Source organism: Microbulbifer regidiadema (SeqCode) (assembly GCF_052467605.1).
Genome location: NZ_CP174316.1, coordinates 1,776,164 through 1,791,993, shown reverse-complemented (window position 1 = coordinate 1,791,993; position 15,830 = coordinate 1,776,164). Strand labels below are relative to the sequence as shown.

At 46.6% G+C, this 15,830-nt stretch carries 18 protein-coding genes; 12 read left to right on the top strand and 6 right to left on the bottom strand.

The features are described 5' to 3' along the window. Positions 1 to 172: 172 nt before the first annotated feature. The 6 genes from ACJJIF_RS08490 to ACJJIF_RS08465 all read left to right on the top strand — a co-directional run bounded on the left by ACJJIF_RS08490 (position 173) and on the right by ACJJIF_RS08465 (position 4,312). Positions 173 to 730, top strand: a complete 558-nt coding sequence (locus ACJJIF_RS08490) for a hypothetical protein (protein WP_444931787.1) — start codon at positions 173 to 175, stop codon at positions 728 to 730. 280 nt (positions 731 to 1,010) lie between these two features. After that, positions 1,011 to 1,337 carry a type II toxin-antitoxin system Phd/YefM family antitoxin gene (locus ACJJIF_RS08485; RefSeq protein ID WP_444931786.1) on the top strand — a complete coding sequence of 109 codons (327 nt, stop codon included), beginning with the start codon at positions 1,011 to 1,013 and terminating at the stop codon, positions 1,335 to 1,337. A gap of 225 nt (positions 1,338 to 1,562) precedes the next feature. Further along, positions 1,563 to 2,132, top strand: coding sequence for a ubiquinol-cytochrome c reductase iron-sulfur subunit (gene petA, locus ACJJIF_RS08480; protein ID WP_444931785.1), 570 nt, complete (start codon positions 1,563 to 1,565; stop codon positions 2,130 to 2,132). A 205-nt stretch (positions 2,133 to 2,337) separates the two neighbouring features. Next, positions 2,338 to 3,120, top strand: coding sequence for a YwqG family protein (locus ACJJIF_RS08475; protein WP_444931784.1), 783 nt, complete (start codon positions 2,338 to 2,340; stop codon positions 3,118 to 3,120). Between the two features lie 47 nt (positions 3,121 to 3,167). Then, positions 3,168 to 3,764 carry a BRCT domain-containing protein gene (locus tag ACJJIF_RS08470; protein WP_444931783.1) on the top strand — a complete coding sequence of 199 codons (597 nt, stop codon included), beginning with the start codon at positions 3,168 to 3,170 and terminating at the stop codon, positions 3,762 to 3,764. Positions 3,765 to 3,943: 179 nt separating this feature from the next. Next, complete coding sequence (locus ACJJIF_RS08465) at positions 3,944 to 4,312, top strand: lysozyme inhibitor LprI family protein (protein ID WP_444931782.1); 369 nt, start codon at positions 3,944 to 3,946, stop codon at positions 4,310 to 4,312. Between the two features lie 504 nt (positions 4,313 to 4,816). Here ACJJIF_RS08465 and ACJJIF_RS08460 read toward each other — a convergent pair. From ACJJIF_RS08460 to ACJJIF_RS08435, 6 genes are all read right to left on the bottom strand, one after another. Next, positions 4,817 to 5,887: a hypothetical protein gene (locus ACJJIF_RS08460; protein WP_444931781.1), complete on the bottom strand. Its 1,071-nt coding sequence runs from the start codon at positions 5,885 to 5,887 to the stop codon at positions 4,817 to 4,819. Positions 5,888 to 6,030: 143 nt separating this feature from the next. Next, entirely contained in the window at positions 6,031 to 7,101 is a 1,071-nt protein-coding gene (locus ACJJIF_RS08455) for a hypothetical protein (protein ID WP_444931780.1), read from the bottom strand. A 13-nt stretch (positions 7,102 to 7,114) separates the two neighbouring features. Beyond that, positions 7,115 to 8,440 carry a hypothetical protein gene (locus tag ACJJIF_RS08450; RefSeq protein ID WP_444931779.1) on the bottom strand — a complete coding sequence of 442 codons (1,326 nt, stop codon included), beginning with the start codon at positions 8,438 to 8,440 and terminating at the stop codon, positions 7,115 to 7,117. 631 nt (positions 8,441 to 9,071) lie between these two features. After that, positions 9,072 to 9,683, bottom strand: a complete 612-nt coding sequence (locus ACJJIF_RS08445; protein WP_444931778.1) for a TPM domain-containing protein — start codon at positions 9,681 to 9,683, stop codon at positions 9,072 to 9,074. Further along, positions 9,683 to 10,429: a TPM domain-containing protein gene (locus ACJJIF_RS08440; RefSeq protein ID WP_444931777.1), complete on the bottom strand. Its 747-nt coding sequence runs from the start codon at positions 10,427 to 10,429 to the stop codon at positions 9,683 to 9,685. Before ACJJIF_RS08440 ends, ACJJIF_RS08445 begins: the two co-directional genes overlap by 1 nt. Before the next feature lie 46 nt (positions 10,430 to 10,475). Further along, positions 10,476 to 10,832 (bottom strand): hypothetical protein, encoded by a 357-nt coding sequence (locus ACJJIF_RS08435; RefSeq protein WP_444931776.1) that lies wholly within the window; start codon positions 10,830 to 10,832, stop codon positions 10,476 to 10,478. An 86-nt stretch (positions 10,833 to 10,918) separates the two neighbouring features. Here ACJJIF_RS08435 and ACJJIF_RS08430 point away from each other — a divergent pair, with 86 nt between their 5' ends. The 6 genes from ACJJIF_RS08430 to ung all read left to right on the top strand — a co-directional run bounded on the left by ACJJIF_RS08430 (position 10,919) and on the right by ung (position 15,405). Continuing rightward, a complete protein-coding gene (locus ACJJIF_RS08430) occupies positions 10,919 to 11,455 on the top strand; it encodes a YaeQ family protein (protein WP_444931775.1) in 537 nt (178 codons plus the stop codon). Between the two features lie 14 nt (positions 11,456 to 11,469). Then, positions 11,470 to 11,952 (top strand): YajQ family cyclic di-GMP-binding protein, encoded by a 483-nt coding sequence (locus ACJJIF_RS08425; RefSeq protein WP_444931774.1) that lies wholly within the window; start codon positions 11,470 to 11,472, stop codon positions 11,950 to 11,952. Positions 11,953 to 11,963: 11 nt separating this feature from the next. Then, a complete protein-coding gene (locus ACJJIF_RS08420) occupies positions 11,964 to 12,908 on the top strand; it encodes an esterase-like activity of phytase family protein (RefSeq protein WP_444931773.1) in 945 nt (314 codons plus the stop codon). Positions 12,909 to 13,150: 242 nt separating this feature from the next. Further along, positions 13,151 to 14,089, top strand: coding sequence for a YjiK family protein (locus ACJJIF_RS08415; protein ID WP_444931772.1), 939 nt, complete (start codon positions 13,151 to 13,153; stop codon positions 14,087 to 14,089). A gap of 3 nt (positions 14,090 to 14,092) precedes the next feature. Further along, complete coding sequence (locus tag ACJJIF_RS08410) at positions 14,093 to 14,680, top strand: uracil-DNA glycosylase family protein (RefSeq protein ID WP_444931771.1); 588 nt, start codon at positions 14,093 to 14,095, stop codon at positions 14,678 to 14,680. 2 nt (positions 14,681 to 14,682) lie between these two features. Then, entirely contained in the window at positions 14,683 to 15,405 is a 723-nt protein-coding gene (gene ung, locus ACJJIF_RS08405) for a uracil-DNA glycosylase (protein WP_444931770.1), read from the top strand. Positions 15,406 to 15,830 lie beyond the last annotated feature (425 nt).

Here is a 15,830-nt window from a genome sequence, read left to right as displayed (position 1 = left end):
GATGATGGTTATGTGGGTCATTTTCCACTTGGTTCTATAGTCTCGTTTATGCATGTCTAATTGATTTGATAGCGAAACGTAAATGTGAATAGCGGATTTACATTTGAAATAGTAGTCAAGATAATAGTGGTTTGGGTGGCTACTATATAAACGTTAGATTTGAGGAGCATATATGGAACTTCCATCTGTCCTAGATATTAAGGATTACTCGGAATTAAATCATTTTGATAAAAATCAGCTCAAAGAGCTAATTAATGAATGTGAATTTATTATTGATGACCAGTATGATCAGCTTTCACCAGAGGCCTATTCAAGTGTAGAGGGGCTTCTTGAGTATCTTCAGTATAAAGTCGGTGGAGAGGCTACATTAAAAGCAATAAAGAAAAAGGCTGTCGAGGATGTTTGTCAATGGATGTATATTCATCCAAAAGATCTAACTCCAGAAGATGATAAAAGGGCTGTCGAAAGTGGGTTAATTGCAATTCGATTGGGGTGTGGATGGGTAGTTGATGCATATGAAGCTACTACAAATATACCGGGCTATGAAATTGAATGGGCAGCAATATCGTCTATGCCAAACGTGATTTGTGAAGACTCGAAGGCGTTTTCCCAGCTTAAATTAAACTTAGGCCGAGAGCTGACAGAGGAGGAGGTTGTGAGGGTTGTAAACCTTTCTAAGAACTTGGTCAATAGTTATATGGCAAATGATGGAAAAATGAGGGAATGGTAATCTAACAAAGAGGACCTTGTTCAGCTGCTTCGCAGTTTTGATTCCCACTCCGGTGCGCAATAGAATTGTTTAATGGTGTGACTTTTGAGCGGATTAAGGGGTCTTCGAATCTTTTTTGATACCTCTGAGGGAGGCTGTAAGGTTAGCTTCTAAGGCCGCAGATGCTGAGTTTCATTGCCTGCATAGGGCTAAGCCCATTAGTTTCACAGGTTCTTATTACTCGGTGCTGGAAATTTCGATAAGCTCCAACGATAACCCAGGCCATCAGGTGAGAATTTTTATGCTTCAGAAAGTAATATGCAGTTACACAACCCCAATTAGCCAGTTTAAGGCCAATCCTAATGCGGCCATACAAGAGGCAAATGGGGAGCCAGTTGCAGTTACAGAACATAACCAAGTGAAGTTTTACGCCGTTCCCACTGACCTTTTTCAGGAATTAATTGGATTTTGTGAATATGCTCAGCGCGGCACAACTGAGCTGAAACACAGTACGGCCCGCTTTACTGGCTCAACTGAAAAAAGTATGGAAGAGTCTGCTATATCTATGGCGAAGCGCTTGGTGGAGATGGGGGGTGCTGAATTAAAGGACTATAAGAAGGGAGGTTAGCGAGATCACTAGGCATAGATGTGACTCTGGCGGATTCTTGTTGATGATCTTAATCGTTAAAAAAGGTTGTCTTCAAACTGCTAAATCTCTGATCCGGGCACTATGCCGCAGTGAAGAAATAAAAGCGTATACCGCTGGCTTTATGGGTGCCCTGGGGGCTTACTTTGGAGTCGCCATTTTGCTAAACCGGCTCTTTGTGTGAATCGTTAAAAGGCTATAGGAAATATGAGTTTTCGAAGAAAATTCCTTCAGTATACCGTTGTAGGAATGGCTGGAGTTGGGCTTCTAGGCTCCCTCGTTCCTTTCTCTAAGTCGTGGAATATCCGCAAAGGGCGCATTAGAGATTTTAATGTCGAAGTTGATATATCCACTCTAAAAGAAGGTGACCTTATCCGTACAGAATGGATGGGTAAGGTCGTGCATATATATAGAAGAACCCCTGAAGACTTTGATTTTTTTGAGATACATGAATCAAGACTTCGCGACCCTAAATCTCAAGATTCTGAACAGCCTGAAGCTGCTAAAAATAAGTATCGATCTATAGATCCAAGTATATTTGTCTATGTACCTTTTTGTACACACCTTGGCTGCAAGACTATACACAGCCCCGATGCTGCTGATCTAGGTTTGGATGAAGAAGAGTGGTCTGGCGGGTATTTCTGTCCGTGCCATGGTAGCAAATTCGATTCTGCGGGTAGAGTCTTTAAAGGGGTTCCCGCCCCAGTCAATTTGGAAATTCCTCCTTACGGATATGAAAAAGGAAAATTAATTCTAGGGTTGGGGTATGAAGTATAGTTTTTTACGGATCGATCAATAATACTTGATTTTCTCGCAGCATGGAAGTTTATGCTGAGCGAGAGCTAGCCATCCGCCCGTAGCGAGAGTTGTAATATGATAAATATGATTTAGCAATCCCCCCCCCTGTCATTAAAGTTAACTTATTCCAAGCGTTTACCTTAATGGTATATGTCAAGTGTAGAATATCCAAAAGGAGTATAAAGTGGATATTGAAGTAGAAGGAAAGAAAATCCGATCTGAATTGGAGAAATTTTCCCTGCCAGTTCTCAAACTGAAACCAATAGCAGAGGCTGCTAAGAATAGATGGAGTAGTAAGTTTGGAGGGAAGCCATACTGGCCGAAAGGTATGGAGTATCCAGAATCCAAATCTGGACAAAAGTTGTTTCTTCTTGCGCAGATAAACTTTGCTGATCTACCGGGCTTGCCCGGCTTTCCTCAAAGTGGTGTCCTTCAGTTTTTTATTGCAGATGATGACCTTTATGGTCTCGATTTTGATTTGTCAACCGAGGAAATTGTTAACTCTCCGGATGGTTATAGAGTGATCTATCACGCTGATGTAGAAGTAAGTGAAGATCTTATTGAAGATGACCTCCCCGAAGCCAGCCAGAAAAACCCTCTTCCTGTCTGTAGGGAGTATCGATTGGAATGTACACAAGACAGTGAAATTCCATCACCCACAGATTTTCGATATGAAAAATATGCAACTGATCCCTTTGAATATGAGAGTGAACTTGCGAATTATATTTACGAAAATTTTATAGCAGATGGAAGTAAGCTCGGTGGTTATGCCAACTTCACACAGGATGACCCTCGTATAAATGGAGAACATGACAACTGGATTCTATTGTTTCAGATGGATTCAGAGTTTTCTGATGATATTGATATTATGTGGGGAGATGTAGGGGTAGGTAACTTCTTTATTGAAAAAGAAGCTCTTGAGCAACTGGACTTCTCAAGGGTTTGGTACAACTGGGATTGTTGTTAAAATATTAGGTTCTAGTCTAGTTATCTATTTTCCATAAGAGTTTTATTGTGTCTGAGCAATCATTTATCGTAGTCATAAACCCTAAGGGTGAGTCAAATCTACCAGAGATCAACAATCTACTTACTTCATTGGATCACAATACGTACCATGACTTAGAGTGGTGTGAAGAGTCGGGGCTTATAAGGTTGACTTTCTATACGGGCACTTTGTTCGTATTTGAAAAATTTGTTGATCTCCTGTTATCTGGAGGGGCTGCAGATATAGAAGCTAGCGTATTTAACAGCCAGTGTGGAGAAAATTCTTACTATAAAAATAAAGAGTGTTATGAATCTTATAAAGAAGTTGATTGGAATTGGATTGAAAGTCAAGATCCTGATTTGGATTTTAGCAATCAGTATATTGTATTGACGGGTGAGTTTGACGATTACCTGGAAGATCACTGTAAGGATGACCTAGAGGCCATCATTGAGGAGTATGACGGTATACTGGAAGAGGTTGTAAGTGAAAAAACCACAATGCTTATTGAGGGAGAAGATCCTGATTTAAATGAGATTGCCAGCGCGAAGAAATATAAAATAAAAATAATAACAGGTAGTGAGTTTGAGGGCCTTATTAATGAGGCGTATGAGGCGATTGATGATTGATCGTGATCGATTTGAGAGACTAGCCCGCATAAAATTTGCGATGGAGTTGTCAGCAATAGATAAAAATTATTGTATAATCTGTACGGGGTTGTGAAAAGTGTACTTATATATAAGGCCTACAATTTGTAGGGGCACCCCTGTATTGATAGATGTTATGTTCGAAAATGGAAAAGATTTCAATGAAAAAAGTGATGTTAGCTTTTTTGTTAGTATCCCCTTCAATGGCATTTGCAGATAATTGCGATCGACCAAGAGATGATTTTGATGGGCTGTACTGTTTAAACAAGGTTTATCAGGCAGCAGATGCTGAGCTGAATGAGACTTATGTTAAGCTGCGAGGCCATTTGAATAGTTCACAAAAAGCCAAGCTTAAAAAAACTCAGGTTGCTTGGATTAAAAAGCGTAACAAAAGCTGTAGTCGTCGGGATGCAGATGGATTTTTTGTTAACTTGTCTTGTACTACCAAAACTACGATTTCTCGTACAAATACGTTAAACGATCGTATTCGGGAGTGTAAAGCTACAGGCTGCCAATCTAGCAAGCTGTAACTTATAATAGTGCGGGCTTGATCTGACTTTTGCCTTTTTAGTAATTGCTTTGACAGGTCAAGCTTGACTAATAAGATTTCCTTATGTTTTCTATAGATCTATTAGTTTCTGTTTCAAGAAAGGATTTTTTGATTTATCTGTGGTTGATATATTTAATGCCTAGGTCAACTGTTAGGGCCCGCTAACTAAGTAATATCAATAGGGTGTATTTGTAAGTTTTCTGCTGTCCACTACTGTAAATGGTTGAGGTATATGCAATTCCATCTGTCTCTAATGGTAGTGAGCTAGTGCAAAGTGTGTGTCCCCACTTCTTTTGGTTTAGCTCAGCTTCTATTGTCCACGGGCCACAGAAAATTAAATTTAGCTTGAGGGAAGCTTAGGTAGATTGAGCTTTATTTTAGTAAAAGTTATGGGCTCTATGGGCTTTACAATCTCTAAAGTCAGGTTTAAATGGAAAGTCCTTCGCAACCATTGTAAATGGTGCTAAGGGAGCTTCACAGAGAATTACTTCCTGCCTATAAAAGGTTTTTGGATCAATTCGGGCGGCAATCTGGAAATTACCTCTATCTTCTCTTCAAGAGGGTAGCTGTTATGCAGAGGTCTGGGCTGAATACGTTTATCGATAAATTCTGAGACGTCCTCTGGGGAAGCGCGAAGATCTGCATCTCGACTCTTACCAGATTCCATATAGCCTGTATCGCTCCACATTCTCATTACATATTTAGCGTCTTCTATTTGCTGTGGTGTGCAACCAAAAATTGGCTTGCTACTAGCGCAGGGTTGAGATTGAACTTCTATACGGCGAGCAGAGAGCTCTGGCGATAGTTCAAGTTTGAGCGAATCCATTATGTGCTGTACAAAATTTATATAGTTTTCCCAATTGGCTCGCTGATTTATACGGAAAGCATTGCCGGCATTCGAGCAAGCTCGAGTAATTGTAAAGTTGCAGCTGAGGATATGCTTGTCGCTTATCGCGGTGTGCCAGCCGATACTATCAGAGTCGCAAGCTAGCGGCTGGGTTTCAAAATAAAGCCAATCTAATCCGCCTTGCTCCACCCATTGGCTATTTAGTGGTCCGAGATAGCTGGGCCAGCGGTACTGAGTGAGGTCAAAGAAGTCAATGTTTATTCCGCTGTTAAAATTTTGAAGTCTCGTTAGATCATATCTGCGGAATATCTCCTTCAGAAAGGTTTTATTGTGAAATAGTGTTTCATTGATGGGGAGATCATCTATAGCTGTTAAGCTAATTCCACACTGTATGTCCCCTTGATAGTCTGAGAAAATTGGTATGCCTTTAAATCCCCAAATACTAGAAAATAATGTTTGTACTTTAATGTTTGAATACTCAGCAAACTCATCTATATTTTTAGCGGATCTATATTTAATGGGGCGGTAAGTTTCCATATTAAATATATCTACAGAATCTGGCTCGGTCTCCCAGTCTTCTATTGATGAGAATGGATCAGAGTAGGGTGGAGCCATAAGCGAAAGTTGGTGACCGGATAAGTTTTTCTCAATCTTTCTCGCTCGGCGGAAACTTGGTGCTCTAGGGGATAAATTTTTAACAAATTTCATTGATTGGCCCCATTAGCTAGGGGTTGATTTGTGTGATATCGGTTTGCTGGGGCTCGGTAGTATTTGTAGATCCTGAAAGTTTAACTTTAGAGAGAAAGCCCTTCGAAACCATTGTAGATGATAATAAAAAGTTTCACGGAAAGTTACCTTAGGCCTGTAAAGGGTTTCTGGATCAACTCCGGCGGTAGTCTGGAGACTACCTCCATCTTCTCTTCAACGGGGTAGCTATTATGTAGAGGTCTGGGTTGAATGCGTTTATCGATAAATTCTGAGACTTCTTCTGGGGAGGCGCGGTGACTTTCATTTTTGTCTCTGTTACTGTCTGTGTATCCTCTGCCGCTCCACATTTGCATTACATGTTTGGCGTTCTCTATTTGCTGTGGCGTACAACTAAAACTTGGCTTACTATTGCTGCCAATTTGGGATCGAACTTCCATGCGACGAGCAGAGAGCTCTGGTGATAGTTTAAGTTTGAGAGAGTCCATTATTCGCTGTATAAAGTTTATATAGTTGTCCCAGGGCGTTCGTTGATTCATGCGAAAAGCATTGCCTGCATTCGAGCCGGATCGTGTAATTGTAAAGTGACAACTTAAGATGTGCTTGTTATCTATTGCTGTGTGCCAGCTGACAATGTCAAAACTACTAACTAACGGTTGGATTTCGAAATAAAGCCAATCTAACCCATCTTGTTCTATCCATTGGCTATTTAGTGGGCCGAGATAGTTTGGCCAGCGATATTGAGTGAGATCAAAGAGGTCAGTTTTTAGCCCTTCATTACATTCACGAAAAATCATTAAGTCATATTTGCGAAAAATTTCTCGTAGCAATACTTTGTTATTGTGTATGGACTCATTGATAGGAAGATCGTTAATAGCGCTGATTTCAATGCCAAACCCAATATAGCCACCGTAACCGCCAAAAATCGGCAGTTCTTTGAAAGCCCATCGACTAGAGAACACCCCTAATAGTCTAAGGTTGGAAAATTCAGCATCTCTTTCCAGTTCTCCAAGTGGTGAATATTTGATCGGCTTATAGTTGTCTGAGTCAAAAACATTAAATATATCAGGCTCAGTTTCCCATTCTTGTATTGATGAAAAAGGGTCTGAGTAGGGGGGGGCCATAAAAGAAAGCTGGCAGCCCGACAGATTTTTTTCAATCTTTCTCGCTCGGCGGAAGCTTGGTGCTCGCGGAAAGGCTTCTTTGATAAATTTCATCAGCTAACCCTAATTATTTAGATAGTAGTTTGCGCAATAGTTGTTTGGTTGGTTCAGCAGGATCTTTGTGATAACCTTCATTTAGACTCGGAATACTCGCTAAGGTCGTTGTGGCAACACCTTTTATCGTTTTTAATCCTAGCACCCCTAAAAATACCTGCGCAGTAGTAAAGGATATCCCCATGGTGGAAAATAACGTTGCTCCAGCAATAGCGCCGGTAGCCATAGAGGAAACTTTCAGTGCATTTTCTTTAAAGTTTATCGTGTGGCGTAAAGTGTCAACTACTTTGTCAATTTTTTCCTCTTTGGTTGTATAGTTGTGAAGAACATTAATGGACATGGATATATTAGATGTACCTAAGTGTGACCCGCAAATTAATTGAGCTGCGCCCGGCGTGGAATTAAACCAGGATGAGTCATTAGTATTCATGCCAGTTTTTCGACGAAAATCATCAGCACGGTAGTGGCTAGAGGTTGGATCACTTAAAAATATTTTCTGTTTACCATTCACATTTATCTGTCGCAAAGCGAGCTGTTCCATGGCCTTGGTTAAGACTTTAGAACCACCTCGATGGCTAGTCCACTCAACATACAAGCCTTTATCGTGGGCCTCCTTCATATGGTTGGCAAGTATTCTTGCGGCCTCCATAACCTCCGTAGTTGCAGCTTGGCCTAAGCTTTTTATACACCGCCAGCCAGATTTAAGATTTCTACTTTTAGGAATATAAAACAGCGTATAACCTTTGCTTTGTAGTTTTTTCAGAGCTGTTTTGTCCCCTCGAGCGATATGAGATGGCATTATCCCTATTGCATCCTCTAAATTTTGGCCAAGGCCATTAATTCCAATTTTTAATGGGGAATCTTTTTTTCCTGAAATGTGTTTGCTTGTAGTAATAAAAGTGCTTGACTTTTTTTCGGCTCTCCATACGCCAGAGTTTCCTGATGCCTCCCATTTGGCATCCCACAAAGCAGCCCTTTTCGCTTCGTCGGCCGTATCTTGAGTTATCCGAATATCAAGAATCACCACATCCGTTTGAGGGCCACCATAGTAATTGTTTGTTTCATATTCAATTTCAAAGCCTGCCCCCACAATACAGCGGCGGGTTGCGCTGCCATCCTTAAGGAAAGAGTTTACAGGTACCGCGCCTCCTCTTAAATGGTTTATCGCATTTATGATAGCGAGTGCATGGTAACCTTGACTACTTGGTATCTGGCTCATTTCCTGAAAGCCTGCAAGTATCTGATGGAGCTGATTGTTTGCCATCACTGAGCGGCCAGAGCCAGAATTGCCAAAAGCTTTGAGTCCCATATTGCTGGCTAATGCCGGAATATTTTTCATGACTAACCACTGCTAATAAGTCTATACCCCAGAGACAAGCCTATAAGAGAATCAGGGGAGGGAATTGGCGGTTAATTTACCAGTAAGGTCGTATTCTGTACATTTATAGGTGTTAGGTTTTATTTAATTTGCCTTTAAGTGTTTTTGACTGGGAAGGCATACCTTTTATCCTTGAGGGGTTAAAAAATAATCCTGATTTAGTATTTAAGGCGATGTCGAAAACACTAGAGATTTAAGGGGATCTATATTTTTATGGGAGCTGTGATTTTTTTCTGCTAATTCGTAAAATTCTCTATATATTGGCTAGGATAAAGTCCACTTACGATACTTTTGTATCATTTTATTCTTACTTTGAGTGCCAAATTGCGACTGGTTTAAAGGGCTGATTTGCAATAGTTGGTTGTGGCTCAATTCAGCAGGTTGTTATTTTCTTGCTGAAGGCACCGTATATCGTGTTGCGGAGAGGTAATCCTCTCAAGCTGGAATATTTTATAGGGACTGTCTGGTCAGTGCGGAGGCGAGATATCCATATATTGATCATTGCTCAAAACTTTGTCTTGTAGATATAGGCAAGTATGGGTACTGTGATTTTTTGGAACCATAGCGGCTGGCTGGAAAATAAAAGCGCTTTTTAATTAATGATAATCAGGTGGTTGGGTAGTTTATCTTTAATGATACTGGTGGGTATCGCCTCCCTGAGTACTCCCCCACACTGTTCAATGCAAAGTAGTAGCGCTTCTCCGGCCTTTCCTCGTTTAATTTGCTGTACAAAATTTTCCACCACCCTTTGCCAGTGGTCATTGTTAATACGCTGGGCGATTCCTTTGTCGGTTAGTATTTCCACATAGTGCTCGGCTTCTGCGACAAATATCAGCAGCCCGAGTCTGCCTTTAGTGGTATGTAAGCCTTGTTCCAGAAACTGCCGGCGGGCCAGGTTGGCAGCTCGCCAGAATTTTATTTTTTTGGGTACCAGACGCATGGTGAGGGGGCGCCAGCGAAAGAGTACTGCGAGGGTAATAAATAAAACCCACAGAAGTGTCACCGCCTGTTGTAGACTGATCCAAAAGGGTAAAAGCTCAATCAGTGGTGCGGCTAGCAGGGTTAAGAAAGCAGCCCAAAGTGTTGAGATGGACAGGTAGTTATCTGCTTTGCGGGCGACCACGGCGATAACTTCGGCATCGGTGCGGGACTCGATCTCCTTGATAGCCTCTGCCACTTGGCGTTGATAGGTGTTGCTGAGCATTACCATCCTCCCGATGCGCCCCCTCCACCAAAGCCACCGCCACCGCCACTAAAGCGGCCCGCAGGGTCGCCGCTAGATAAGCTCCCGCCAAAGCCTCCGGTACCGTAGTAACCGCCGTAGCGGCCCCGTTTAAAAAGGCGGCCTTGTATCGGTGATCCCAGTGCGGCGCTAATGAAGAGGTGCAGCATGATAAGTAGAAGGAATAGACCTACCAACAGGGCAATTCGCTGCTCCTCTCTGGTCTCTAGGGGTTCTGCAACATATTCGTTTTTAGTTGCGGCGATAATTGATTGAACCCCAGCATTGATGCCGCCACTGAAATCGCCACGGCGGAACTCTGGCAGTACTTTGCTGTAAATAATATTGGCGGCCAGTGCTTCGGTTAGCGCGCTCTCCAAGCCATATCCCACCTCGATACGGATCTTCCGATCATTGGGGGCGATCAGGAAGAGGACCCCATTATCTTTGCCTTTCTTGCCCAGCTTCCAGTTGTGAATCAGTTGCTGGGCATATTCCTCTATCGTAACGCCTTGCAGCTTAGGTACTGTAGCTACGACGAGTCGGTGACCACTGCGCCGTTCATACTGCTGGATCAGTTCGGTCAGCTGAAATCTTTCCTCGGCTTTTAGGCGTTGTGCCTGATCTACCACCCGTCCCGAGAGCATTGGGAGCTGTATATCTGCCCGGGCAGCCAGGGGGCTGAGCAGGGTGAGGAACAAGAGAGTGGTTAGGCTGAGGCGGTTCATTTTGGCGGCTATGGCATTTATCTATTAAGGGTTAACCTCGGGTGCCTCAATCGGTTTCTATGGCGGCATGTCCCGGTAGGACGGGGCTTGTCATATCCCTCCCGAAAAAGTGCGAATCGCGCGCTTGTAGCACTCTACAGGCTGGATATAATCCCGGCGCAACGCTGATACGCGCCAGTTGAGAGTACTGTGCGAGGAAGCTCTGTTTGGCTCTGAGGGCTGGGCAGTACTCCTCCGGCAGTAGCAGCCGGGATAGCGTGCGATTTTCCCATTCGTGTGAGGCGTAGGCTTTAACCTGCTCGCTATCGGTTGGGATATTATTGGCGCCGCAGTTACTAAGGGTAACGGCCAGTGGCTGTGCATCCTGGCAAAAGGGCCTGCCGCTGGGGGGCGCAGAGGTCATGCGGAATATCCTGATTCTCACGTGAACCCATCAAGAATAGTACGCCCAATTTCCGCTGTGGGAGAGGGCATCACCATGGAGCCAAAATGGCGCTAAAAGCGACAATTTTTAAAGCCAAAGTCCAAATATCTGATATGGACCGGGATTATTACGCCGAACACTCACTCACCCTGGCTCGGCATCCCTCGGAGACCGATGAGCGTATGATGGTGCGCCTACTGGCTTTTGCGCACAATGCGGCGGAGACGCTGGAGTTTACCCGGGGCCTGTCTTCTGACGAGGAGGCGGATCTCTGGCAGAAGAATCTGAGCGGTGAGATAGACCTTTGGATCGAAGTGGGGCTTCCCACCGAGGAGCGTATCCGCAAGGCTTGTAACCGCTCACAGCGGGTGATCGTATACAGTTACGGGCGCCGTGCGGCCCCCATCTGGTGGCAGAAGCAGGCCGACCAGCTGGAGCGCTTTGGCAACCTTAGCGTCTATTATTTGGCTGCCGATGCCACTGAGCAGCTGGCGGCTATGGCCGAGCGCAATATGGACCTGAGTGCCAGTATTCAGGACGGCCATATTTGGCTGGCCGATAGTGACAACAATGCGGAGATTACTCCGGAAATCTGGAAATAGGAGCAGACAACTTAATGCCTTCGTTTGACATTGTATCTGAAGTAGACAAGCACCAACTCACCAACGCTGTGGATCAGGTGAACCGCACTATTACCAATCGCTTCGACTTTAAAGGGGTAGATGCGGAAGTGGAGATGAACGAGTTCTCCCTGGTGATTCGCGCGGAAGTGGATATGCAGGTAGACCAGATGGTGGATATGCTGCGCGGTGCGTTGATTAAATGCGATATCGATCCCCTGGCGATGGAAGTGGGCGATAAAGAGCAATCTGGCAAGCAGGTTAAAGTGGGTGTAACCCTGAAAAATGGCCTCGACAAGGAACTGTCAAAAAAGATTGTTAAGCTGATTAAGGATGAAAAGCTCAAGGTGCAGGCTGCCATTCAGGGCGAGCAGGTGCGGGTTACCGGCAAGAAGCGCGACGACTTGCAGCAGGTGATGGCCATGCTTCGCGGCAAAGAGTTGGAGCAGCCGTTGCAGTTTAATAACTTCCGCGATTAATTGGTTTTACCGTGATCAAGCGTACTCTCTTTAGTGTTTTAGCCGTATTGGCAGCGCCGCTGGCAGTAGCCGCCGAAATTACACCGGCTAAATTGTTGGCCAGCTACTGGGTGGATAGCAGTGCCGGCCTGGATATTTCTGGTTTGAGCTTCTGTTCGGGGGGGCTGCTGGCAGTCTCCGATAAAAACTCTGAAGAGATTTATACGCTTGAATTTCGCGATGGCCGTGCCGGCCTGGCCCCATACCTGCGCCTGAATGGCCTCGGAGTACCGCAGCGGGATAAGCCTGCCAGTGCCTGGGAGGGCATCAAGGCGTTGTTCCGCTCGGCCGCAGACCTGGATTTTGAGGGGGTTAGCTGCGCTGACGGACGGGTTTATCTGGTGAGTGAGCACTACAATCGCATCGCTATTGTCGATAGCGGGGGAAGTGCGCGTTGGCAGGAACACAATTGGTCGGCGCTGGCCAAATCCCAGGGCTTTCTGCAAAAGACCAATGCCTCCAGTGAGGGGCTGGTAAAAGCCGGCGATACCTTCTGGGTGGCCATGGAGCGCGAGCCCCGGGGCTTGCTGCGACTCTCCGCCGGCGGCGCGGCCGACACACTCACATTGCCTCCGGTCGCCGGTCTGGATTTTGCCGGTCGTTCAGAGGATTTGGCCGGGTTGGATTACTACGATGGCGCTCTCTTTACCCTGGAGCGCAATGCCCACGCCGTATGCCGCCGAGCCCTGCCCAGTCTGCAAGCGGAGTGGTGCGTGGATTATCGCTTCCTTGAAGAGTCACCAGAGCGCGTCTATGAAGAAACCCGCTATGGCAAAGGTGAGGGGCTGGCTGTGGGAGAGCAGGGCATTTTTGTCGTGCTCGACAACAATAATGTCGGTCGCGCCCAGGCGCCTGATGACAAGCGAGCGTTACTGCTGCACCTGGCAATGCCAGAAAAAAGCGGCAGTGAGCACTAGCTGATCTTATCTGGCGCCGGACTTTTTAAGGTCGGCGCCCATTCCACTTCTCTGTCCACCTCCCCGACCTTTTAAAACGTTATCAGCCCCTAGCGCTAAGATTGTTCAGAGTGATTGGGCTAGCTTGCTATCTGGCGGCTATTGGTTCTGGTAGTTTGCCGGCAGTTCCCTGGGTGACAGTAGGGGCTGAATACAGTGAGCTTTCCGCGCTTAAAATGTTTTGGCGATAAATTGGTAGGGCCGTGATTAAGCGTTTTTTTTTAACGACTGTTGGTGCGCTGTTGTCATCCCTGGGGTTGGCGGCTGAAATAATCCCGGCAAAAAAAATAGCTCATTATTGGCTGAATGACAGTTCTGGATTGAGTATTTCCGGGCTGAGTTTTTGCGATGGCAAGCTGCTCACGGTTTCCGATAAGCGCTCCAGGGAAATCTACCAAATTGTGTTGGAAGGCAGGCGTGCAAAGCTGGAATTGTATATTAAACTTGCCGGGCTTAGGGTTCCGAAAAAAGATAGGCCGACTAATTTTTGGTATTTCCTGCTGGACCTCACCCGCCCGGCTGCGGCAATGGATTTTGAGGCGATTACCTGTGTGGATGATGTTTTTTACTTGCTGAGTGAGCGCTATAACCGCATTGCTGAAGTCAATAGGCAGGGCAGGGGGCACTGGCTGGAAAATATGTGGTCTACCACGGCTAAAGCCCAGGGGTATATGCAGGGCTACAACCTTTCCGGCGTGGGTCTACAGAAAGTGGGCGATGATTTTTGGATGGCGATAGAGCGCGACCCCCGCGCCCTGGTAAAGCTTGGTCCCAAGGATAGTGTTCAGATTTTCACTCCGCCGCCGGTTGCAGGGCTGAACTTTCGTGGAGAGTCGGAGAATATGGCGGGGCTCGCTTTTTACGATGGTGCTCTGTGGACCCTGGAGCCCAATGCTTATGCGGTTTGCCGCAGGGAGCTCCCCAGCCTGGAAGCCGATTGGTGTCTGGATTACTGGGAGCATGAGAACTCTTCAGAACTCGGCTATGAGGTGTCGCGGACCGGGGGGCGCGGCGATGGGTTGGCTGTAGGGGCGCAGGGGATTTTTGTCGTGTTTGATAATGATAATATCAGCCGTATTCACGACCCCCAGGATCGCCGTGCGCTCCTGTTACATTTGGCTTTCCCAGAGGATACCCCCTAGGTGATGGTTGAGAAGTTACCGGCGCTACTGGATGAGATACGCGCTTGCCGCCTCTGTGAGGATCAGCTTCCTCTGGGGGCAAATCCAGTCTTGCGCGCAACTGAGTCTGCGCGCCTGCTGATTGTCGGACAGGCGCCGGGCACCAAGGTTCACGCTAGCGGTATTCCCTGGAATGACCCCTCTGGAGACCGCCTCCGCACTTGGCTGGCAATCGACCGGGACACCTTCTACGACGAGTCCCGGATTGCCATTATTCCCATGGGTTTCTGCTACCCCGGGCGCGGCAAGGGCGGTGACTTGCCGCCGCGCCCCGAGTGTGCCGCGACTTGGCACCAGCGCCTGATGGCGCAGTTGCCCAACTTGCAACTGTCGCTATTGGTGGGACAATACGCCCAGCGCCATTATCTCCCGCACTGGTATGGCAGTATTACTGAGAATGTTCGCCACTACCGGGATGCTCTGCCAGCGGGATACTTTCCCCTACCGCACCCGAGCCCGCGCAATACTCTGTGGTTGCGTCGCAGGCCTTGGTTTGAGGAGGAGGTTGTGCCCGAGTTAAAACACCATGTTAAAAAGATATTGAAGGTTTAAGAATGCCGGTTCCGGATAAAATTAAGATTCACCCCTCTTGGTACGATGTTTTGGCGGGGGAGTTCGACCAGCCCTATATGGCTCAGTTGCGCCAGTTCTTAAAGGGGGAGAAGGCGGCCGGTAAGGAGATCTACCCGCCCGGTGGCCAAATCTTCAATGCCTTTAATTCCACCCCTTTTGACCAAGTAAAAGTTGTCATTCTGGGGCAGGACCCCTACCACGGGGTAGGGCAGGCCCACGGTTTATGTTTTTCCGTGATGCCCGGGGTCCGTATTCCCCCGTCGCTGCAAAATATTTATAAAGAACTGCACTCGGATATGGACATACCCCCAGCGCACCACGGTTGCCTGCAACCCTGGGCAGAGCAGGGCGTTTTGCTGCTGAATGCCACTCTTACTGTAGAGGATAGTAAGGCCGGTGCCCACCAGGGGCGGGGCTGGGAGCAATTTACGGATGCGGCGATCCACAAGCTGGCGGAACAGCGTGAAGGACTGGTCTTTATTTTGTGGGGAAGCTATGCGCAGAAGAAAGGGGGCTTTATCGACCGCAATAAGCACCTGGTGCTGCGGGCTCCGCACCCCTCACCTCTATCTGCCCATCGCGGCTTCTTTGGAACCCGCCCCTTCTCCCAGGCCAATCAATGGTTGCAGCAGCACGGTGAAAAACCGATTGAATGGGCTTTGCCTGAGGCGGGTCAACTGAAGCGGATCGCGGTAGAGCTTTAAGGGGCCTCTGAGCGATCCCGCAATACCGCTGTGGGTTTTGCAGGCTACAGAGATTAGCTGCACTCGTCGCGAATGCCGCAGTCCGTTGCAAGAGCTGCTTAAGACTGCGGATCTTACTTTTCTGTCCCGGGTATCTATCCATATCTAAAGCCAGCGCTCCACTGTTGCACGCAGGATCACTGGAGATCGCCGCAGTGGTGCTTTTGTTTGAGCTGCAAGTCACAGCCCTTGCAGCCTTTAACGCTAGAAAACTTGACGGGGGCTGGGCGTCTCTTTACGGGATTTAGTCTCAGCGAGCAGGGTGCTGTACTCCCGGCTCTGCGTCCAGATATTACCTTCAATACATTCCCCATAGCCTCGTTGCCCTGTCCCATCACCACCGATTCCATCCCCCCGTTTGCGTTGTCAGAGATGCTCAAATAGCG